General features: G+C 60.2%; 9 protein-coding genes. 5 read left to right on the plus strand and 4 right to left on the minus strand.

What is annotated here, in order from left to right:
- Positions 1–97: 97 nt before the first annotated feature.
- Positions 98–631: a cysteine hydrolase family protein gene (locus ACMXYH_RS11475; RefSeq protein WP_129436879.1), complete on the plus strand. Its 534-nt coding sequence runs from the start codon at positions 98–100 to the stop codon at positions 629–631.
- 30 nt (positions 632–661) lie between these two features.
- Here ACMXYH_RS11475 and ACMXYH_RS11480 read toward each other — a convergent pair whose 3' ends face one another.
- The 4 genes from ACMXYH_RS11480 to ACMXYH_RS11495 form a co-directional block, all read right to left on the minus strand.
- On the minus strand, positions 662–874 hold the full coding sequence (locus ACMXYH_RS11480; protein ID WP_415767117.1) for a hypothetical protein: 213 nt from the start codon (positions 872–874) through the stop codon (positions 662–664).
- Positions 875–964: 90 nt separating this feature from the next.
- Entirely contained in the window at positions 965–2,293 is a 1,329-nt protein-coding gene (locus tag ACMXYH_RS11485) for a TolC family outer membrane protein (protein WP_415767118.1), read from the minus strand.
- 1 nt (position 2,294) lies between these two features.
- The gene (locus tag ACMXYH_RS11490) at positions 2,295–3,635 is read right to left on the minus strand and encodes an HlyD family type I secretion periplasmic adaptor subunit (RefSeq protein ID WP_415767119.1); all 1,341 of its coding nucleotides are present in this window, start codon (positions 3,633–3,635) and stop codon (positions 2,295–2,297) included.
- A 6-nt stretch (positions 3,636–3,641) separates the two neighbouring features.
- On the minus strand, positions 3,642–5,378 hold the full coding sequence (locus tag ACMXYH_RS11495) for a type I secretion system permease/ATPase (RefSeq protein ID WP_415767120.1): 1,737 nt from the start codon (positions 5,376–5,378) through the stop codon (positions 3,642–3,644).
- A gap of 684 nt (positions 5,379–6,062) precedes the next feature.
- Here ACMXYH_RS11495 and ACMXYH_RS11500 point away from each other — a divergent pair.
- From ACMXYH_RS11500 to ACMXYH_RS11515, 4 genes are all read left to right on the plus strand, one after another.
- Positions 6,063–17,402 carry a peroxidase family protein gene (locus tag ACMXYH_RS11500; protein ID WP_415767121.1) on the plus strand — a complete coding sequence of 3,780 codons (11,340 nt, stop codon included), beginning with the start codon at positions 6,063–6,065 and terminating at the stop codon, positions 17,400–17,402.
- A gap of 345 nt (positions 17,403–17,747) precedes the next feature.
- Positions 17,748–18,548: an ArnT family glycosyltransferase gene (locus ACMXYH_RS11505; protein WP_415767122.1), complete on the plus strand. Its 801-nt coding sequence runs from the start codon at positions 17,748–17,750 to the stop codon at positions 18,546–18,548.
- 740 nt (positions 18,549–19,288) lie between these two features.
- Positions 19,289–20,575, plus strand: a complete 1,287-nt coding sequence (gene ltrA / locus ACMXYH_RS11510) for a group II intron reverse transcriptase/maturase (protein WP_415764648.1) — start codon at positions 19,289–19,291, stop codon at positions 20,573–20,575.
- Between the two features lie 689 nt (positions 20,576–21,264).
- Entirely contained in the window at positions 21,265–21,960 is a 696-nt protein-coding gene (locus ACMXYH_RS11515; RefSeq protein WP_415767676.1) for a tRNA (adenine(22)-N(1))-methyltransferase, read from the plus strand.
- Positions 21,961–22,225 lie beyond the last annotated feature (265 nt).

Raw genomic sequence — 22,225 nt, forward strand, 5'->3', positions numbered from 1 at the left:
GAACGCAGCCTCGCAGGCTCGGCAGCTGCTACACGTTAAAAGGGGAGCGGATTCTAAATCCGTTGCCGATTCACCGACCCATCAAGGACGGGAACTCATGGCTACTGCACTGCTGATCATCGACGTCCAGCGCACCCTGTGCACAGGCGAGTACGCATGTTTTGAGATCAAGCGTGTTATCGAGAACATCAACGACCTCAGTGCCAAGGCTCGCGAAGCAGGCATCCCGGTCATCCTCATCCAGCACGAAGAAAAGGGCGACCTGCTGCAACACGGTTCCGAAGGCTGGCAACTGGCCGAAAGCCTGAAGACTTCGCCGCAAGACCTTCGCGTGCGAAAAACCAATCGAGACTCGTTCTACCAGACCCACTTGCAATCATTGCTGCAAGACCAGGGCACTGATCGACTGATCATCTGCGGCCTGCAAACCGACTATTGCGTCAACGCCACTGTCCGCCAGGCCCTGAACCTGGGCTATGACGTAGTGCTCGCCGCCGATGCGCATTCCACCGTCGACAACGGCAACCTCGCCGCCGAAGACATCATCACCGAGCACAACGCAGACCTGGCGCACTTGACGGGGCCCGTGGCGCGGATCGACGTTATCCCGACCAGCGAAATCCGGATCTGAAACGGGTGAGGGGCTTGCTCCCGTTGACGCTTACACGGCCCCGAAAATGTCGATCAATTCAGTCAAAAAAGCATGCCGGGTTTCGCGGGGACGGCCGCGATCATGGGGCCAGACCGCGAGCAAGTCGCCTCGCATTGGTTCAGCGGAGCCAACGCGATGATGCTCAACCATCTCGGTCAGGAAGCGGGCGCGATATGCGCGCGCGGGGGAAATAACGTTCCAGCAACTGTCGGCAGCCATCATGCGCGGCTCCTCGACTCTCCACCTTTCATGCACGGGAGATTGTGCCTGGGTTTTGCCGACCACCTTGTAGAAGTGCCGCACAGGTGAAAGTCAGTTGGTGACCAACAGTTCCGGGCCGAGGTAGTCGTTGATGTGGTCGATATCGTCGTCGCCCAGACTGCCCACCGAAGAGGCCAGGCGCAGGCGCGACATCAAGTAGCGCAGCTTGGCCTCGAACAGATCGTGGCGCGCAACGAAGAGCAGCTCTTCGGCATTGAGGACGTCCGCATTGGTGCTGGTGCCCCCCTCTTTGAAGCCCTTGCGTGTCGAATTCAGTGAGCGTTCGTTGGACTCCACTGCCTTCTCCAGCGCGCGAATACGTTGGGCGCCGCTCTCTACGCCGCGATACTCACGGGTGGTACCGGTGATGACTTCCTGGCGCGTGGCGTCGAGTTCGTCCAGGGCCTTATAGCTATTGGCACTGGCCTGGCGTGTCAACGCGCTGGTGCCGCCACCGCTGTACAACGGGAAGTTTACTTCCAGCCCGATTGAGGCGTAGCGGTTGCGTTGATTCAGCTCGGAGATTGATTGGCTCTGACCCGCGGTGTAGCCGGCCACGAAATCCAGTGTTGGCCAGTGGCCGGCCTTGGCGCGCTTCACTTCTTCTTCGGCGAGGTCGCTGCTATGACGGCGCGCATGGATCAGCGGGCTGTCGGTCTGGGCTTTGACCAACCAGTCTTGCAGGTTGCTAGGTAGCAGCGGTGGTGTATCGAAGCTCGGACGCAAGGTGGTCAGCGATTCGGGGGTTTCACCGATAAATTCCTCAAGCTTGCGGCGCGAGTTGACCAGGTTGTCCTGCGCTTCGATCAGCTCAACCACGGCGAGGTCGCGGCGAGCGGCCGACTCGTCGATGTCGGTGACGGTGCCGGCCCCCAACTCCATGCGCCGTTTCGCCGAAGCGAGTTGCTCGTCGAAGGCGTTCAGTTTGGACTTGGCAAGGGTGATGGTTTCGCTGGCGAGGAGCACGTCGAAATAGCTTTGAGCCAGGCGCACTGCGGCGTCCTGACTCTTGGCATCGAACACCGCGACGCTGTAGTCGGCACGCTGCTTGCCCTGGCGGTATTCGGCCATTTTCTGTTTGTTGAACAGCGGCTGGCGCAAGCGCACGTTAGCGCCCTTGGAGGTGTAGTCGAGATCTCTTTCGACGCCGCTCTGGCGTTGGGTGCCATTGACCTTGTTGTCGTAGGCCGAGGCATTGATCTGCGGTAGCAGGCCGGCCAAGCCGATGTCGCGGTTTTGCGCACCGGCCTCTTTTTCATGCACGGCGGCGCGATAGACGGGGCCTTGGTACTGCAACAGATCCCAGGCTTGTTTGAGGTCCATGGCGCTGGTCGGGAGGGACAGCGCCAACAGGCTGAAGAACAGGCAATGACGGTCCATTTCATTGTTCCTTGAAGGAGCTGTCAACACGCTCAAGCATTGGTTTGAGAAGATAGCTCATCATGTTGCGCTCGCCAGTCTTGATGGTGACGCTGGCGGGCATACCGGGACGAATGTGATTGCTGCCAAGAAGGCTCATGCCATCGGGCGTGACTTCTACCTGAGCCAGATAGAACGGTTGCTTGCTTTCCTCGTCGAGCAGGCGGTCGGCGGAGACGGTCTTCACGCGGCCGGGTATGTTGGGCGTGCGGGCATGGTTGAAGGCCGGGAAGGCGATGTCCACGGCCAGGCCGGGGACCATCTTGTCGATGGCCTGCACGGGAATCATCGCGTCGACCTGCAGCGGTTCGTTGTCTGGAACGATTTCCATGATCTTGAAGCCGGGCTGAATGATCCCGCCGACGGTAGCGATGCTCAGGGACTGGACCATGCCATCGATGGGCGATCGAATCACCGTGTGGGTCACTTCATAGTCCAGCGCACGCAAGCGGTCGGCCAGGGTGGTATTTTCCTTGGCGGTGTCGGTGAGCTGCGATTCGACTTCCTTCAGGTAATCGTGCTGGCGCTGCAGGATGCGCAGCTTGATTTCGGTGGTCTGGCTACGCACCCGAGCGATGTTGTTGAGGTTCTCGGCCTGGCCGGCGGAGAGGTCGGCATTGCTGCGTTCCAGCTCAAGCAGACGGTTGCGCGGGACATAGCCTTCGGCCGCCAGCGCGCGGGTGCCTGTTAGTTCCTGGCTAAGGAAGTTGATCTGCGAGGCGCGGGCGCCATAGACCTGCTGCAGACCCTTGAGCTGCACCGCCGACGCCGCGAGGTTTTCCTGCAGGATGCTGATTTCGCCAGCGAGGCCAGCACGCCGGGTGTCCAGCAGGCGTTGTTGCAGATCCATGGCGGCCACCAGGCGGTAGTCATTCCCGAAGCGCTTGAGCAATTCGGGATCGTAGTTCACCACATCGCGGCCGTCACGTTCCGCTTCCAGGCGATTTTCCACAGTCTTGCTGACGATGTACTGGGCGCTGACCGCACCTTGTTCGGCAGCGGCACGCAGCGAGTCGAGGCGGACCACCTCCTGGCCTTTTTTCACTGTATCGCCTTCGCGAACAAGAATGGCCTCCACGGTGCCGCCGCTCAGATGCTGTACGGCTTTGCGATTGCTGGTGATTTTTACCGTGCCTGTCGCGACCACGCCGGCATCCAGCGGCGCCAGCCAGGACCACAGGAGGAAGCCGCCGAAGCCAGCGACCATCAGCAACATGCCCCAGCGCACGGGTTTACCGACGTCCAGATCCACCACGTTCCTGGGGTCGGTGTGAATCATGTCGGTGTGTTGGCTCATTTGCATGATCGGTTACTCCCGTGCTTTGACGGAGGCCAGCGGAGTTGACGCGCCTGCAGGCATCACACTGGCCTTGCGCAGCGCTGCGAATACTTCGTCGCGAGTGCCGAGCATCTGCACGCCGCCGTCTCGCAGCATCAACACCTTATCGACGGCGCAAAGCACATTGGGACGGTGGGAAATCAGAATGACGGTGGCACCGCGGTTTTTGAGTTGGGCCAGCGCATCGACCAAGGCCTTTTCACCGATGTCGTCGAGGTTGGCGTTCGGCTCGTCCAGCACAATCAGATTGGGTTCTCCATACAGCGCGCGGGCCAAGGCGATGCGTTGCTTCTGGCCACCGGAAAGCGGGCTGCCATCGGTGCCCAGACGGGTCTCATAACCCTGCGCAAGACGCAGGATCATCTCGTGCACTCCAGTAGTCCTGGCGGCGCGGATGACCGCGTCGCTGTCCACTTCGCCAAAGCGCGCAATGTTGTCGGCGATGGTGCCCTCGAACAGCTCCACGTCCTGTGGCAGGTAACCGAGCCAGGGTCCAAGTTCGCCCTTGTTCCAGGTGAATATGTCCGCGCCGTCCAGGCGCACCTTGCCGGCCTGTGCCGGCCAGACGCCGACCAACAGGCGGGCGAGGGTGGATTTGCCCGAGGCGGATGGACCGATAATGCCAAGGCTTTCGCCGGGGGAAAGATTGAAGCTCACCCCGCGCAGAATCGTGTTGCCGGTGCCGGGGGCGCCAGCAAACACATTCTCCACCGCCAGCATGCCCAGCGGCCGCTGCAGTGACATGCTCGGTGGCCGGCGCGGATAGTCGTTCAGCATCTCGTTCAGCCGGCCCCAAGCCGAACGGCAGCCAAGCAGCTGCTTCCACGATGCGATGACTTGTTCCACCGGGCCCAGCGCGCGGCCGGTGAGGATCGAGCAAGCAATCATCATCCCGGGGGTGATCTTGCCTTCGATCGCCAGCAGCGCGCCGGCGCCGAGGATCAGCGACTGCAAAGTGATACGCACGAAGCGCCCGGTGCTGCTGATCAGGGCGGCACGGTCGGAGGCCAGGGCCTGCATTTCCAGTATGCGCAAATGGCTTTGGTACCAGCGCTTGCCGATCGACGGCAGCATGCCCATGGCCTCGATGACCTCGGCGTTGCGCAGGTTATTGTTGGCGTAGCTGGCGGAGGAGAGGGCGGCCTGATTGGCTTCGGCCAGCGGCTTTTGCGTCGCCTTCTCGGTGAGATAAGCCAGGCCCACCAGAATCAGCGAGCCGATCAGCGTGACCAGTCCGAGCAGCGGGTGGATCAGATAGGCGACCAGCAGGTAGATCGGCGTCCATGGCGCATCAAAGAAAGCGAACAGGCCATTGCCGGTGAGGAACTGTCGCACCTGCGCGAGATCCTGCAGGGCCTGGGCCGGATTCCCACCGGCGCGGCTCAGGTTGCGCTCGAATGCTGCAGTGAAAATGCGTCGATTGAGGTCCATATCGAGGCAGTTGCCGACCCGGATCAGCACGCGGGTGCGGAACATTTCCAGCGTGGCCATCAGCAAGAACAGGCCTATCACCAGAATGGTCAACATCGTCAACGTTGTGACGTTGCGACTGACCAATGCCCGATCATAGACCTGCAGCATATATATAGCTGGCGTCAACATCATGACGTTGATGACGCCGCTGAACCCTGCCAGCGAGTAAAAACTACGGCGAAGTCGAAAAAGCGCGTCAGCCAGTTCTGATCGAGTGCTCGATTGCTTGTGCATTTTGGGTGACCCCTCTTCAAAAAGCCGTTTGCCCTTGCGGCGCAACAACTAACAGATGCAGTTCCGCAGGCAGCTGGTTGATACGCAGGTTGGTCGCTCTAGGGGCGCATCACCTGCAAATCACTGCGTCGCTCTCATGGCAGCAGCGTAGGTGTCGTCGAAACAATCTGAAATAACATTTCGCTCTAATGCCGCGAATGAATTCCTATAAGTCTCACAAAAACAGCTAGTTAGGAGGTCAATCACCAGTCGTCTGTTTTGCGTGTCGTAAAATTGACAATTTTTCGCTATGCAACTTTAGTCTCAGTCATTGAGGGAGCCGCTCGCCTGAAGCCTGTCAACTTTTTGGCAACGCAAGGTGTGATGATTTTCCCGATGGAGCACACCATGTCGATGATTTCGTTCTACTGCGGAGTGAAGGGGCTGTTCAGGAAGTTCGCCGTTACTTCAAGTTTCCATGGCCCACCCAAGGCTCGGGTTCGCTCTGCCTAATCGCCGAGCGAGCCATTCTTTCGCGAATTCCAGGCGCGCATCCCGGGGGGCCGTGTAACGGCTTTGCCATCCCGCGCCCGCGATCGCCAAAAAAAAAAGAACCAACACACTGCGCAAGCCAGCACCGGACTGGGCGCGGGAGGATTCTTATCGTCCCGTGTCCTTTCCCCAAAGAGATCGAGGGCAATTAAAATGGCCAATTTCAACAAGTCGGACCTGGAGTTCATCCTCAAGCAAATCTTCATCGCAGAAGCGCATGCCGACGGCGCCAGCCTCAGTGATTTGCTACCCAACAGCCAAGTGCCATTCGGCCTGCGTACCGTCGATGGCAGCTACAACAATCTGGTCGCCGGGCAAAGCGAGTTTGGCGCCGCGGACAATTCCTTCCTGCGCCTGCTTGATGCCCAGTATCGAGCGGCCTATGCCGCGTCAGGGACGGTGGTCGACCCGCAGCCACGGATTATCAGTAACCTGATTGTCGACCAGACCGCCAACAACCCGGCCGCAGTAGCGGCGAACGGCGGTGCAGACCCGGTGATCAGCCCCGGTCTGGATGGCGTGTTCGGCACGGCCGACGACAAGGAAGTGTTCTTCATCCCCAACGTGTCGGCGGACGCCGGTCTGACCGCCGGCTTCAACTCGTGGATGACCTTCTTCGGCCAGTTCTTCGACCACGGCCTCGACCTGGTCACCAAGAGCAGTACCGACTTCGTTTTTGTTCCGTTGCAGCCGGACGATCCGTTGTTCGTACCGGGCAGCCCGACCAACTTCATGGTGCTGCCACGTGCAGTGCATACCCCCGGCGCGGACGGAATACTCGGCACTGCCGATGATGGCCAGCCCAACACCACCTCGCCGTTCGTGGACCAAAGCCAAACTTACAGCTCGCACCCCTCGCATCAGGTGTTCCTGCGCGAGTATGTCCTCAACGCGGCAGGTGACCCTGTTGCAACGGGGCGCTTGATTACCAACCGCGATCTCGGCGCCGATGGCAAGTTCGGCACTGCCGATGATGGTGACGGCACAAATGGCGGCATGGCGACCTGGGCGGTGGTCAAGGCCCAGGCCCGTGACATTCTCGGTATCAACCTGACCGACGCCGATGTGCACAGCGTGCCGCTGCTGGCAACCGATGCGTATGGCAACTTCATCCGGGGGGCGAGCGGCATGCCGCAGGTGGTGATGCGCGTCAGCAACGGTGCTGACGGGATCGCCGGGACAGCGGATGACGTCACTCAACTGGTCGAAGGCAACCGGGATGCTCCGATCAGCCTGGCCAGCGCCGTGAGCGCCGGGCATGGCTTCCTCGACGACATCGCCCACAATGCCGCGCCGGTAGTCGTCGGCGGGGTTCTGCAGGCGGATGCTGACACTGATATCGGCAATGCTCAGCCGGTTGGTGCGGGCGGCAACAACCTGACCTACGACAACGAACTGCTCGACGCTCACTACATTGCCGGCGACGGCCGGGTGAACGAGAACATCGGCCTGACCACGGTGCACCATGTGTTCCACTCCGAGCACAACCGCCTGGTCCAGCAAACCAAGGACACCCTCCTTGCCGCCGGCGATCTGGCCTTCCTCAATGAGTGGCTGGTGGACGACGTGGCCGCCATACCGACTACACCCGCTGAAATCGCGGCGTTGGTGTGGGACGGCGAACGCCTGTTCCAGGCCGCCAAGTTCGGCACCGAGATGCAGTACCAGCACCTGGTGTTCGAGGAGTTCGCGCGGACCGTTCAGCCGCAGATCGACGGATTCCTTGCCCCCAACGGGTATGACACCTCGATCAACCCGGCAATCCTCGCCGAGTTCGCCCACGTGGTGTACCGCTTCGGTCACTCGATGTTGACCGAGACCGTCGATCGCTTTGACCCTGAGTTCAATCCGCTCCTCACTGACCCGAACAACCCGGACTCGCAAATGGGTCTGATTGCGGCCTTCCTCAACCCGCTGGCGTTTGCCGGCAGCGGGGCGACTGCGGACGAAGCGGCAGGGGCGATCATTCGCGGTGTGACCCGCCAGCTCGGCAACGAGATCGACGAGTTCGTCACCGAAGCGTTGCGCAACAATCTGCTCGGTCTACCGCTCGATTTGCCGGCCCTGAACCTGGCGCGTGGTCGCGACACTGGCATCCCCACGTTGAATGAAGCGCGCCGTGAGATGTACACATCAACCGGCGACAGCCAACTCAAGCCGTACATCAGTTGGGCTGATTTTGCGGACCACCTCAAGCACCCCGAGTCGTTGGTCAACTTCATCGCTGCCTATGGCACGCATGACACGATTACGGCGGCGACCACATTGGCAGACAAACGCGCTGCAGCCTTGGCGCTGGTATTCGGCGGTTCTGGTTCACCGGCTGACCGCCTGGACTTCCTCAACAGCACCGGTGCTTATGCCAACGTAACGCTGGCCGGCAAGGATGGGCTGCTGGGTACTGCCGACGACGTGACGGGTGTGACGATCACCGGCCTCGACGACATCGACTTCTGGGTCGGTGGACTCGCCGAGAAGAAAATGCCGTTCGGCGGCATGCTCGGCTCGACGTTCAACTTCGTGTTTGAAACCCAGCTGGAGGCGTTGCAGAACGGCGACCGCTTCTACTACCTGTCGCGTACCGCAGGCCTGAACTTCGGCACCGAGTTGGAGAACAACTCCTTTGCCAAGCTGATCATGCTCAACAGCGATGTCACCCACCTGTCGAACACCGTGTTCCTGACGCCGACGTTCAGCCTCGAAGTGAATCAGGCCAATCAGTTCACTAACCTTGGCGTGGACGGCAAAGCCGATCCAACGGGCGGCCTCATGATCAACGGCGTGGAAATCGTGCCGCTGGTGATCCGCGACAACCCAGACACCGTGGGTGCGGACAGTAATTATCTGCAATATACCGGTGAAGACCATGTCGTCCTGGGCGGCACCGCCGGCAATGACATCATCATCTCCGGTGACGGCGATGACACTGTTTACGGCGATGCAGGCAACGACCGCCTCGAAGGCGGCGCCGGGAACGATGCGGTACTCGGTGGCGCGGGCGATGACATCATCACCGACTCGTTCGGCGACAACCGTCTGGAAGGCAATGCCGGTAACGATGTGATCGTGGCCGGTAGCATGCTTGCTTTAGGCAACCTGATCCTTGGAGGCGATGGCCAGGACTTCATCGTCACCACTGAAGACATCACCACCACCTTCGGCGGTCAGGGTGACGATTTCATCCTCGGCGCCAAGACCAACCTGCCACCTACCGGCAACGAAGGTGATGACTGGATCGAGAACGGCATGCAGGACGGTGCGCCTGGCGATAACTTCTCGCCGTTGCTCAATGACGATGTGGTCGGCAACGATATCTTTGTCGGTGGTGGTGGCTTCGACGAAATGATCGGCGAGGGTGGCGATGACATCTTTGTCGGCAGCGATGCTCAGGACAAGATGGACGGCATGTCCGGTTTCGACTGGGTGACCTACAAAAATGACAGGGTCGGCGTGACCGTTGACCTGTCCTTGGCCGCGCTAGCGCAGCCACACGGCAACGCGCCAAACCAGAACGCCGGGGTGTTCAATCCGGTCGGCGCCTCGCCGGCCTCGATTCTCGACCGTTTTGCCGAGGTCGAAGGCTTGTCCGGTTCGAAATTCGGCGATGTGCTCAAAGGCGATGATGTTGATGCGGTGACTCTCGTCAACCACGGTGGTGCCACGGGCGGTGCATTGACCAATGTGGCTTTGATCCGTGGACTGGAGCAGTTTCTGGCCGATGCCGGTTTGCCGACCACTGGCTTTGCCACTGGCAACATCATCCTCGGTGGCAATGGCAGTGACCTGATCGAGGGCCGCGGGGGCGATGATCTGATCGATGGCGACAAATGGATCAACGTCAGAATTGCGGTGTATGCCGCCGACGACGTCAACCATACCGGTCCCGAGATCGCCTCCTTCGACAGCATGGTCGATATGATCCCGCTCATGCTGGACCGCACCTATAACCCAGGTCAGCTCAAGGCGGTGCGGGAAATCATGTCCGGCACCTCGACGGGCGGGGCGGCCTTTGACACCGCCATTTTCTCCGGGCTCCAGTCCGAGTATGTGGTGACGCATGACACCCGCGGCACGGACAATGTGGCGGACGATGTGTGGACGGTGGCAGATACCGTAGCGGGTCGCGACGGCACCGATACCTTGCTGCATATCGAACGCCTGCAGTTCGCCGATACCCAGCAAGTGCTGGTGACGGGGCTGAATGCACAACCGGTGGGCAGGCCGACCGTCACGGACGGAAACGGCGGCGCGATAACAGTGGGCGACACGCTGACGGTGAGCATGGCCGGTGTGCGCGATGCCAACAACATCGCGGTGGGTAATCTGCTGGGTACTGTCAACAACACCTCGGTTTCCTACTATTGGCAGTTCGAGGCAAATCCAGGCACCGGCGTATTCGAGGACATCATCCTGTTGCCGGCCGGCGACCTGGCGTTCCAAAGTGCCGACGGCACCGCGTTCAAGGTCTCTCCGGATCTTGCCGGGCTGTCACTGCGGGTCAAGGCGATCTACCAGGATGGTCATGGCACGACTGAAATAGTGTTCTCGCAGCCGACGGCCGTGGTGGTTCCCGGCGCGCCGGTTGTGCCGACGGCGCCGACACCTGTCGTCGATGCCACTGCGGGTGGCGCGGGCCTTCACATGGTCCGCTCCGACCTCAACTTCATTCTTGATCAAATCAAGATTGCCGAGGCAGACGCGGCCGGTCAGGACATCCTCTCGCTGATCCCGAATATCCGCGCACCATTGGGCCTGCGTGCGGTCGATGGCTCGAACAACAACCTGATGAACCTCAACGGCATTAACAACACCGAGTTTGGTGCCGCGGATAACACCTTTCCACGCTTGGCCGATCCGGTCTTCAATCCGGCGGAAGGTGCACCTGCCGGGTTCTTTGGCCCCGGCTCGCCGGCCATCCCGGGATCGTCGTACCAGCAGAACAGCGGCTATGTGTTTGACTCGCAGCCGCGCACCATCAGTAATCTGATCGTCGACCAGACGTCGAACAACCCGGCGGCCTATGCCACGGCTTACGACCCGGGTGCGGACGGTGTGCTCAACTTCGGCACGGTGGGTAACGACGACGTGCTCAAGGACGGCGTACGGATAGTCGCCAGCCCCGGCATGGATGGTCAGTTCGGTACTGCCGACGACCACGATGTGTACCTGTTCGAGAACACCGCGGCGGATGCGGGGTTGTCCGCGCCGTTCAACGCCTGGATGACCTTCTTCGGGCAGTTCTTCGATCACGGTCTGGACCTGGTGACCAAAGGCGGTTCGGGCACCATTTTCATCCCGCTGCAAGCGGATGATCCGCTGTATGTGCCAGGCGGCCACGCTAACTTCATGGTGCTGACCCGCGCGACCAACCTGCCAGGGGCGGATGGCGTTCTCGGCACGGCCGACGACATCCATGAGCACACCAACACCACCTCGCCGTTCGTGGACCAAAACCAGACCTACAGCTCGCACCCGTCGCACCAGGTTTTCCTGCGCGGTTATGAGCTGACCGACAACGGCCCCATCGCGACCGGCAGGCTGATCACTAACCGTGACCTGGGAGCGGATGGCAAGTATGGTTCCGCGGACGACAGCGAAATCGGTGGTATGGCGACCTGGAAGGTGGTCAAGGCGCAGGCCAACGACATCCTGGGTATCCACCTTACCGATGCCGACGTCGGTAACGCCCCGTTGTTGGCGACTGACGCTTACGGCAATTTCATCAAGGGGCCGAACGGCTTCCCGATGGTCGTGATGAAGGGGGCTGACGGTCTGGGTGGCACGGCTGATGACGTCCTTGTCGAAGGCAATCCGCTTTCCCCCATTAGCCTGACCAATGCTGTGCGCACCGGTCACCAGTTCCTCGTCGACATTAACAACAATGCAGCGCCGGTATTCAGCGGTGGCGTGCTCGTGCCTGACGCGGACACCGATATTGGCAACGCAGTGCCGTTCAATCCGCAGACCGGGGCCAATCTGGCCTACGACAACGAACTGTTGGATGCGCATTACATCGCTGGCGACGGCCGGGTCAACGAGAACATCGGCCTGACCGCTGTGCATGCGATCTTCCACTCCGAGCACAATCGGTTGGTCGCACAGACCAAGGACACCGTGCTCGATTCGGGTGACGTGGCCTTCCTCAACGAGTGGCTGCTCAATCCGGTGAGCGCGTTGCCAGCCAACCAGGCTGAGATCGATGCGCTGGTGTGGAATGGCGAGCGCTTGTTCCAGGCGGCCAAGTTCGGCACCGAGATGCAGTATCAGCACCTGGTGTTCGAGGAGTTTGCGCGGACCATCCAGCCCAGGGTCGACCTGTTCTTCGCACCGACCCAGGTCTATGACGTTGACCTCGATGCCTCGATCGTCGCCGAGTTCGCTCACACCGTGTACCGGTTTGGCCACTCGATGCTGACCGAGACCGTCGATCGCTTCGACGTCGATTTCAACGTGGTCGGCGATCCGAACAGTGCTGATCCTGATCAGCAAATGGGCCTGATCGCGGCGTTCCTCAACCCGTTGGCGTACGCCGCCAGTGGCGTGACGCCCGAGGATGCGACCAGTGCAATCGTGCGAGGGTTGACTCGGCAAACCGGTAACGAAATCGACGAGTTCGTCACCGAGGCGCTGCGCAACAACCTGCTCGGCCTGCCGCTCGACCTGCCGGCGCTCAACATTGCCCGTGGCCGCGACGTGGGGATTCCATCGCTCAATGCGATCCGCCGCGACATCTTCAGCCAAACCGGTGATACCCAACTCAAGCCGTACAGCAGCTGGGTTGACCTGGTGCAGCACCTGAAACATCCAGAGTCGTTGATCAACTTCATCGCGGCCTATGGCACGCATGACACGATCACGGAGGCGACCACGCTGGCAGACAAACGCGCTGCAGCGATGGCGCTGGTATTTGGTGGTGCTGATGCGCCGTCTGACCGCTTGGCCTTCCTCAATGGCAGCGGTGCCTGGGCCAACGTAACACTGGCCGGCAAGGATGGGGTGCTGGGGACTGCCGACGATCTGAGGGGTGTGACGGTCACGGGCGTCGATGCCATCGACCTCTGGATCGGCGGCCTGGCCGAAGAGAAAACCCCGTTCGGCGGCATGCTCGGCACGACCTTCAACTTCGTGTTCGAGAACCAGCTGGAAAAACTGCAGGACGGCGACCGCTTCTACTACCTGGAGCGTACCGCTGGCCTGTCGATGAATGCCGAACTGGAAAGCAACTCGTTCGCCAAGCTGATCATGGCCAACACCTCGGCCACGCACTTGCCGGGTCTGGTGTTCTCGGACCCTGCGTACTATCTGGAAAGGGAGCAGAGCAAGCAGTACAACGATGGCCTGGGCAACGCCGATCCGCTTAGCGACAACAACGAGCAGGTGGTGTTCCGCGACAACCCGCTGACCGCGGGGCCGGACGCCAACTACATCCGGTACTCGGGTGACGAGCATATCGTGCTGGGCGGCACCAACGGCGCAGACATCCTCGTCTCGGGTGGTGGCGATGACACGGTCTGGGGTGATGCCGGCAACGATCGCATCGAAGGCGGTAACGGCAACGATCAACTGCGCGGTGGCGCCGGCGACGACATCATCACCGACCTCGGTGGCGACGATAACATCCAGGGTGGCGACGGCAACGACGTGCTGCACGGAGGCAACGGCATCAACCTGATCATTGGCGGGTTCGGCAATGACTTCATCGTGACCGGTGAGGACGCTTCCGAGGCCATTGGTGGCCAGGGCAACGACTTCATCCTGGGCAGCAAAGCCAACGAACAGGACATGGGTAACGAAGGCGACGACTGGATCGAGAAGGGCACTTCGGACGGTGCACCTGGCGACAACTTCGACCCGGCTGGCAATGACCCGGTGATCGGCAACGATGTGTTCATCGGCGGTAACGAGAACGATAAGTTCAACGCCGAAGGCGGCGACGACATCATGGTCGGCAGTCTCGGCATGGGTGACCGCTATATCGGCGGCTCCGGCTATGACTGGGCAACCTTCAAGGACCTCGCCCAAGGCGTGACCATCGATTACAGCGACCGCTTTTTCGATGTTCCACCGGTGCCGGGTTCGGGTGCTTCGGCGCTGGTGCGTTTCGACATCGTGGAAGGTCTGTCGGGTTCATCGCACGGTGACTTCCTGCGCGGTGATAACGAAGATGCCACATCGCTGCCCACTGCGGGGGCAACCGGCAGTGTGCTGACCAACATCAACCTGATCAACGGCCTGGCTGATTTGCTGCCAGCCGGAGCGACGTTCTACGACGGCGGCAACATCATCCTCGGCGGTAGTGGTAGCGACCTGATCGAAGGTCGCGGTGGTGACGACATCATCGATGGTGACAAGTGGCTGAACGTACGCATCAGCGTACGGGCGAACGCTGATGGCACTGGCCCGGAAATCGCCACGTTCGACAGCATGGCGCCGATGGTACAGCTGATGCTGAACGGTACTTACAACCCAGGCCAGTTGGTCATCGTTCGGGAGATTCTGACCGGCAATGACAGCTTCGACACCGCGCTGTTTTCCGGTAATGCGGCGGAGTACAGCGTCGAGATCGATGGCAACACTGTCGTTGTGACCGACTCGGTAGCGGGGCGTGATGGCGTCGATCGCTTGACGGGCATCGAGCGTCTGCAGTTCGCTGACGTGGCGCAATCGTCCGGAGTGGGCACCGCCCAAAACAACGACCCGTCGGGTCATCTGGCAATCCTCGATGCTGCCACCGGTGTGCGTGATGAAACGCCTGTCGCCGGCCAGTTGCTGCGCGTCAGCGATCGGGCGGTACACGACGCGGACAACCAGAGTGTGGCCAACCCGACCGGCGCTGTGACCGGTGGGGTGGCTTACTACTGGCAGGTCGAAAACATTGCCGGGTCGGGCGTCTTTGAAGACATCACCTTTATCGCCGCTGGCGAGGTATCGCGGGCGATCGGCACCACCTACCGGGTGGCGGACGATGTGGCGGGCCTGAACATCCGCGTCCGTGCGGTGTATCAGGATGCCAAGGGCACGCTGGAGATCGTCGACTCGTCGGGGAACAGTACACCGACCGAAGGGCCGACCGTCACCGGGCTTGCAGTGCAGAACCAGGTGTTGACCGCTGACCCGTCGAGCATCATCGACCTCGATGGCCTGAGCAATCCGCAGTTCACCTACCAGTGGCAGGCGAACGACGGGCTTGGCTTCGTCAACATCGCCGGCGCTACCGGTAGCACGTTCGCGCTTGGCCAGGCTCAGGTCGGCCAGGAAATGCGCGTGGTGATCGGTTACGTGGATGACTTCGGTGTGGCCGAAAGCGTTTCGTCCAACATCCTGGGGCCGGTGGACAACGTCAACGATGCACCGACTGCAGGGCCGACCGTAACCGGGCTTGCAGTGCAGAACCAAGTGTTGACCGCTGACCCGTCGAGCATCATCGACATTGATGGCCTCAGCAATCCGCAGTTCACCTACCAATGGCAGGTGAGCAACGGGCCTGGCTTCGTCAACATCGACGGTGCTACCGGTAGCACGTTCGCGCTTGGCCAGGCTCAGGTCGGCCAGGAAGTGCGCGTGGTAATCGGCTACGTGGATGACTTCGGTGCGGCCGAAAGCGCTTCGTCCAACATCCTGGGGCCGGTGGCCAACGTCAACGATGCACCCACTGCAGGGCCGACCGTAACCGGGCTGGCAGTGCAGAACCAGGTGTTGACCGCTGACCCGTCGAGCATCATCGACGTTGATGGCCTCAGCAATCCGCAGTTCACCTACCAATGGCAGGCGAACAACGGGCCTGGCTTCGTCAACATCGCCGGAGCTACCAGTAGCACGTTCGCGCTTGGCCAGGCTCAGGTCGGCCAGGAAGTGCGCGTGGTAATTGGCTACGTGGATGACTTCGGTGCGGCCGAAAGCGCTTCGTCCAACATCCTGGGGCCGGTGGCCAACGTCAACGATGCACCGACAGGCGCGTTGCTGATCAGCGATACGACACCGGATCAAGGGCAGGTGCTGACCGCGCTGACGGGTGGGATTGCCGATCTGGATGGGCTGGGCACATTCAGCTTCCAATGGCAGCAAGGTGTCGGCACTTCCTTCACCGACATCAACGGCGCGACTGCTGCGACCTTCACCCCTGGTGCGGCGCAGGTCAATCTGCAACTGCGAGTGATCGTGCGCTACATCGATGGCTTCGGCACGCTGGAGTCGGTGACCTCTGCGGCGACGGCGGCGGTTGTGGTACAGGGCGTGGTACTGCAGGGCAATGCTTTGGCGAACACCCTCACCGGCACCGCAGGTAACGATGTGCTGTTTGGCCTGGGCGGGAACGATACGCTGAATGGCCTCGCCGGTATGGACCAGTTGTTTGGCGGCACTGGCAACGACATCCTCAACGGCGGAGACGACAACGACGTCCTAAATGGCGAGGACGGCAACGACACCCTCAATGGTGGGCTCGGCGCAGATGCGATGAACGGCGGTGCCGGCAACGACACGTTTGTGGTCGACAACGTCGGTGACGTTGTCACCGAGGCGCTGGGTGGTGGTACCGATCTGGTGCAAACCAGCCTGACGAACTACCTGCTCGGTGCCAACGTCGAGAACCTGACCTATACGGGAGCCGGTAACTTCACCGGTACCGGTAATGCACTGGCCAACACCATCACCGGCGGGGTGGGTAACGACTTCCTCAATGGCGGTGCAGGTGCTGACCGGATGTTGGGGGGAGCCGGCAACGATACCTACGTCGTCGATGCAGCCTTGGACGTGGTGGTCGAGGTGGCGGGTGGCGGTACGGACACCGTGCAGACTTCGCTGGCCAGCTACACGCTGGGCACTGATGTCGAGAATCTGACCTACACCGGAGTCGGCAACTTCGTCGGCAACGGTAACGGGTTGAATAACGTCATCACCGGCGGGGTGGGTAATGACACCCTCAATGGTGGCGGCGGCAACGACATCCTCACCGGCAACGGCGGCAACGACACACTGAATGGCGACGCCGGTAACGACCAACTGTTCGGTGGCATTGGTACGGATACCCTCAACGGCGGCACTGGCGATGACAGCCTCGACGGCGGTGATGGGGCGGATGTCTTGAATGGTGGAACAGGCAACGACACGCTGCTCGGTGGTGACGGTAACGACACATTGTTGGGTGGTAGCGGCAATGACTTTATCGATGGCGGTGCCGGCGACGATACGGTCACTGGCGGTGCTGGCAACGACATAATGGTTGCCAGCAGTGGCAACGATATCTTCATGTTCGCAGCGGGCTTCGGGACCGATCAGATCATCGGCTTCGATGCTAACGCAGTGGGCGGCCAGGACCTGCTCGATATTTCCGCGTTCGGCGTCACTGCTGCGACCTTTGCCGGCAGCGTCATCATCACCGATGTCGGTGCGGATACCTTGATCAGCTCCGCAGGAATAGCTGACTCCATCCGCCTGGTCGGTGTGGCCGATGCAACAACCGTCACTGCCGCAGACTTCATTCTCGCCACTTGAGGTGCTGATCAGTACTGTCGCAGACGCGTGAAAAGAGGAGGGGAGGGCATGGATGCCCTCCCTTTTTTTCTTTAAAAAAACCGGCTGTTTTTTACTTCGATTGCCAGCATCGCGCTCAGCCATAGCCGGGTAGAACAAGGAGAATTGATATTCCCGGGCTGAAAAGTGTGATTAGCGCACGCTAACTTTTTTACAGCCTTGGCTACACTTCGTGTTCCGTTGGAAACCAGCGGGAACTTACGTGAAGGCGCAATACGTTGTTATTAGTTCACGAAAATACGATGAGCTGACCCGTTGGGCAGACTCACGCATTCTCGTGCATCTTGGGGAAGGAGTAAGGCGTGTATGAGTAAAGAAGGCGAGGCATTCCTGCCGATGCAAACCGCGCGGCGCGCGCTGGACTGGCCAACCCTGGGCGTGGCGGTGTTGCTCCTGTTGTTGTTTTACTGGGGACTGGGGAGTTTGCCATTCCTGAGCGTCAATGAAGCCCGGCGCGCCGTTACGACACGGGAAATGCACGAGGCTGGCCAATGGCTGTTGCCGTACATGAACGGCGAGCTGTACTTGTCCAAACCGCCGCTGTTCTATTGGCTGGCCCTGGTCAGCACGTCACTGCTGGGCAGCCTCTCCGAATGGAGCGTGCGCCTGCCTTCGGCGCTGTTTGCGACGCTGTGTTGTCTGACCTTGTATCGCCAGGCATGTGCATTCGCCGGGCGACAAGTGGCGCTGCTGGCTGTGGTGTTCCTGGCGGCGAATGCCGGGTTCAGCCTGTTTGCCCGCCGGGCAGAAATTGAAATGCCTTTGACCGGCCTGTGTCTGCTGGCGCTGTTTTGTGCATGGCGCTTTCTGTTCGCGCAAGGCGGTCGCAGCTGGGTCTGGCTCAGTTACGGGCTGCTCGGCTGTGCCTTGTTGACCAAGGGGCCGGTCTGCCTGTTGTGGGTGACCGCACCGATATTGGTCTATGCGTTGATCAGCCGTGATCGTCTGGCCCGAGCTTTTCTGTGTGACAGTTGGGGTTGGATGCTTGCAGTGCTCCCTCACGCGGATCGAGTCGTACCTGAAACCCAAGCGTTCGGCCCTGCTGCTCGGGCTGGGCTCTTTGTGCGCCAATCAGGGCCAGATCAAGCCTTGAAACTGCGTCATTGAAGCTCTGCATGACTGGATGTTGGCCCGGCGTGATCTTGTGCCCAGACACGCCCTGCAAATTGCGGGGCTTGTCGTTTCTGTCCCCCGCCTGTCCATCCATGCACCAGTCTCGCCAGACACAAAGTACGCTTGCGGCCAGTTTTGCTTTGCCTAGACGTGTTTGCCGGACGCTTAGTGCGCCAGTTAAAGCTGGCGGAGGATAGTCGATGAAAGTTCGATACTGGTAAGAAATGGCGAATCAACCAGACCCCGAGTCATGCATGTTGCACCGTGAGGTGCAGGGTGAAGCGTTGACAGGGGAAACCGATGGGCCAGCCATTGAGCCGCGTAATCAGGAATTCGGGATGCCGATGCTGTTAAGCGAAGCAGAAGGCAACACGGAGCATGGCGTTATACGCCAGTCATGCTCTGATCCCGCGCGGTCGGAGACCCTGTGCACGTCGGGAAGTCCTCCGCACAGAAACTGGGAGATCTCAGCGGCGCCCAGTGCGCAAGCACCGGGCGGAGCAGGAAAGGCCAAAAGCCGTAACCCTGCTGTTCACGTCGCTGAGAAGTCGGATACGTCCGTAGTACCTGAGAAGCCATCGAACAAAGGGCCTGGCCCTGCGGAGATAGTGGAGGAAAGGGACGTAGTCAAGGGAAACACCAACAGGCCTCCCGCGCCCCGGACACTGAGCCGGATCAGCTGCGCGTCGATGGGACTTGACGGTGTACGTGAAGCAGCCCGAAGGAACAAGGGCATGCAGTTCACGGCATTGCTGCACCACATCACACCGCAGTTATTGGCGCAGAGCTTCTATGCCCTGCGCCGCGATGCAGCGGCGGGCGTGGACGGCATGTCGTGGCGAGAATATGAGGAAGGTCTTCTCCAGCGGGTGACCGATTTGCACGGAAGGCTCCACAGGGGAGCCTATCGGGCAACGCCGTCGCGGCGGGTCTATATCCCCAAAGCCGACGGCAGGCAGCGCCCGCTGGGCATTGCCTCTTTGGAGGACAAGATCGTACAGCAGGCGGTCGTTACCGTTCTGAATGTGATCTATGAAGAGGACTTCCTGGGATTCTCGTACGGGTTTCGACCGGGACGCAGCCAGCACGATGCGCTGGATGCGTTAACGGTCGCGCTGAAGGGCCAGAAGGTGAACTGGATATTGGATGCGGATATCACGTCGTTCTTTGATGAGATCGACCATGAATGGATGCTGATGTTTCTGGGACACCGGATTGCAGACCGGCGCCTGCTCGGGCTTATCTGCAAATGGCTTCAAGCGGGTGTTATGGAGGATGGCCGTAGGGTGGCTGCGCTGAAGGGGACTCCCCAAGGGGCAGTGATATCGCCATTGCTGGCGAATATCTATCTTCACTACGTGCTGGATCTATGGGCAAGGCAATGGCGCCAGCGGCATGCCCATGGCGATGTGATTGTTGTGCGCTACGCGGACGACAGTGTGGTGGGTTTCAGGACGCAATGGCAGGCTCAGCAGTTTCTGGTGCAGTTGCAGGAACGCTTGGCCAGGTTCGGTTTATCCCTCAATGCCTCGAAGACACGGCTGATTGAATTTGGTCGTTTTGCTGCGAGAAATCGTAGGAAGCGAGGGTTAGGTAAACCGGAGACGTTTGACTTCCTGGGCTTCACGCACTGTTGTAGTACCAACAGAAGCGGTGGTTTTCAAATACTGCGACTGACGGTCAAGAAGCGAATGCGTGCGACGCTGCTGGCTATTCGGGATGAGCTGAAGCGCCGACGTCATGAGCCCATCCGGGCTCAAGGGCAATGGCTTACTCGGGTGGTCAGGGGCTACTTCAATTACCACGCGGTGCCGGGAAACCTGATACGTCTTGGTGGTTTTCGTTCGGCGGTATGTCGCCTATGGCGGCAAGCCCTCAAACGTCGCAGCCAGCGTAATCGGCTTCAATGGTCACGCTACGGACGCCTTGCTGACCTCTACATACCTAGACCCAGAAATGCACATCCTTACCCTGAGGATCGCTTCGCGTCACACACCCGAGGCAGGAGCCGTATGCGGTAGTTCCGCACGTACGGATCTGTGCGGGGGGTGGCAGGTAACTGCCATCCCTACCGCGACCGGATCTAGAGCAGCAGGCAGCGATCCAAATTGGCCAAATGCGGTCTTCGATGGATTATTAGCGAATGACTGTCGCGCAACTCAATAGCACTGCCTGCGAACAAGATCACCTTGCACCACCCGTAACCCAAACATGATGAATGCTTCCCACTGACTCTTAACTGCTGAACAAGCTGATAAGACTCCAGGCTGCCCCTATCGCAAAAATGAAGAGAATGAGTACCAGCGTGAGGATTAGCGGCTCGATGCGCATGAAAGTGACTCCTCAGAAGGGCTAGCAATGCGCGCCTGATCTGCGGCGCAGGTGTTTTTCAAGGCAACGGTTGCCTGTATAGGGAGTGCCCCAGAAAAACTGTTTTTCCAGTGGTAACAGCTTCAAACTCTCAATTAATGCGCTAGTGAACTCACAGCATTCTCTATGCCAAAAAATTTAACAGCTTATAATTCCCCGCCAGCGGGGCTGCCTGATTCTGTGGCCAGTTCTCCATCAAAAAAGTTGAAACAGGATGCGGGTAATACAGCCCATTTATGGGGGATTTCTCTCAATGTGGGTACGGCAATACCACAGGTGCTTGAGCCATTCGCGACCTGCTGATATCGACCTGATGCGGACACTGAAAAAGGAACTGCGGTTGAACGAACAGACATTGTCCATGCGCCTGGAGCGCGTGGCGGCGCATGTGCCAGCAGGTGCGCGCCTGGCCGATATCGGCTCGGATCACGGCTACCTGCCGGTGGCGTTGATGCGCCGTGGCGCCATCGCGGCGGCGGTGGCCGGCGAGGTGGCCTTGACGCCGTTCCACTCGGCCGAACGCACCGTGCGCGAGAACGACCTGGACCAGCGGATCACCGTGCGCCTGGCCAATGGCCTGGCGGCGATCGAGCCGGGAGACGGGATCACGGCGATCAGCATCTGCGGCATGGGCGGCGAGACAATTCGCGACATTCTCGACAGCGGCAAGGTGCGCCTGAGCGGCCAGGAGCGCCTGATCCTGCAGCCCAACGGCGGCGAGCAGCCACTGCGCCAATGGCTGATGGAAAATGGCTACCGCATCCTCTGCGAGGAACTGCTGCGGGAAAATCGCTTCGACTACGAAATCATCGTCGCCGAGCGCGTCGGGCCGGTGATGTACACCGCCGAGGAACTTTACTTCGGCCCGCTGCAGATGCAGGCACGCAGCCCGGCGTTCCTGATCAAGTGGCAGCGCATGCTGCGTGAGAAGCAGAAGACCCTGACCCACTTCGCCCGTGCGCGGCAGGCCGTGCCCGAGGAGAAAGTGCAAGACATCGCCCGGCAGGCCCGGTGGATCACCGAGCTGCTGGCTTGAGCACTTGTACGAAAAAATCGCCGAGCGGCGATCAGGCAAGCCGAAAACAGGCGAGGAACGGCCGGGGTCGCGCCCGACTTTACTGGTTGTAAATGAGTATTCCGATCGGACTCGTGCACGAGCCTGTTTTCAACGCAGCATGATCGAGGCGTAGGCACTTTTCGTACAAAGCCCAAGCCGAAGCGAGGGCCCATTTGAATCGTCCTCAAATTCGCAGACCCAGCTGAATGACAGCTTTTGATTGTGGATTCAACCGGTCGATGCA

Origin of the sequence: Pseudomonas frigoris (assembly GCF_047758635.1) — a bacterium.
In the GTDB taxonomy this organism is placed as follows: Bacteria; Pseudomonadota; Gammaproteobacteria; order Pseudomonadales; family Pseudomonadaceae; genus Aquipseudomonas; species Aquipseudomonas frigoris.

Excerpts from the sequence above, each read along its gene's own strand:
- ACMXYH_RS11475 (WP_129436879.1), top strand. The coding sequence starts at position 98 with ATGGCTACTGCACTGCTGATCATCGACGTCCAGCGCACCCTGTGCACA.
- ACMXYH_RS11480 (WP_415767117.1), bottom strand. The coding sequence starts at position 874 with ATGATGGCTGCCGACAGTTGCTGGAACGTTATTTCCCCCGCGCGCGCA.
- ACMXYH_RS11485 (WP_415767118.1), bottom strand. The coding sequence starts at position 2,293 with ATGGACCGTCATTGCCTGTTCTTCAGCCTGTTGGCGCTGTCCCTCCCG.
- ACMXYH_RS11490 (WP_415767119.1), bottom strand. The coding sequence starts at position 3,635 with ATGCAAATGAGCCAACACACCGACATGATTCACACCGACCCCAGGAAC.
- ACMXYH_RS11495 (WP_415767120.1), bottom strand. The coding sequence starts at position 5,378 with ATGCACAAGCAATCGAGCACTCGATCAGAACTGGCTGACGCGCTTTTT.
- ACMXYH_RS11500 (WP_415767121.1), top strand. The coding sequence starts at position 6,063 with ATGGCCAATTTCAACAAGTCGGACCTGGAGTTCATCCTCAAGCAAATC.
- ACMXYH_RS11505 (WP_415767122.1), top strand. The coding sequence starts at position 17,748 with ATGAGTAAAGAAGGCGAGGCATTCCTGCCGATGCAAACCGCGCGGCGC.
- ltrA (WP_415764648.1), top strand. The coding sequence starts at position 19,289 with ATGCAGTTCACGGCATTGCTGCACCACATCACACCGCAGTTATTGGCG.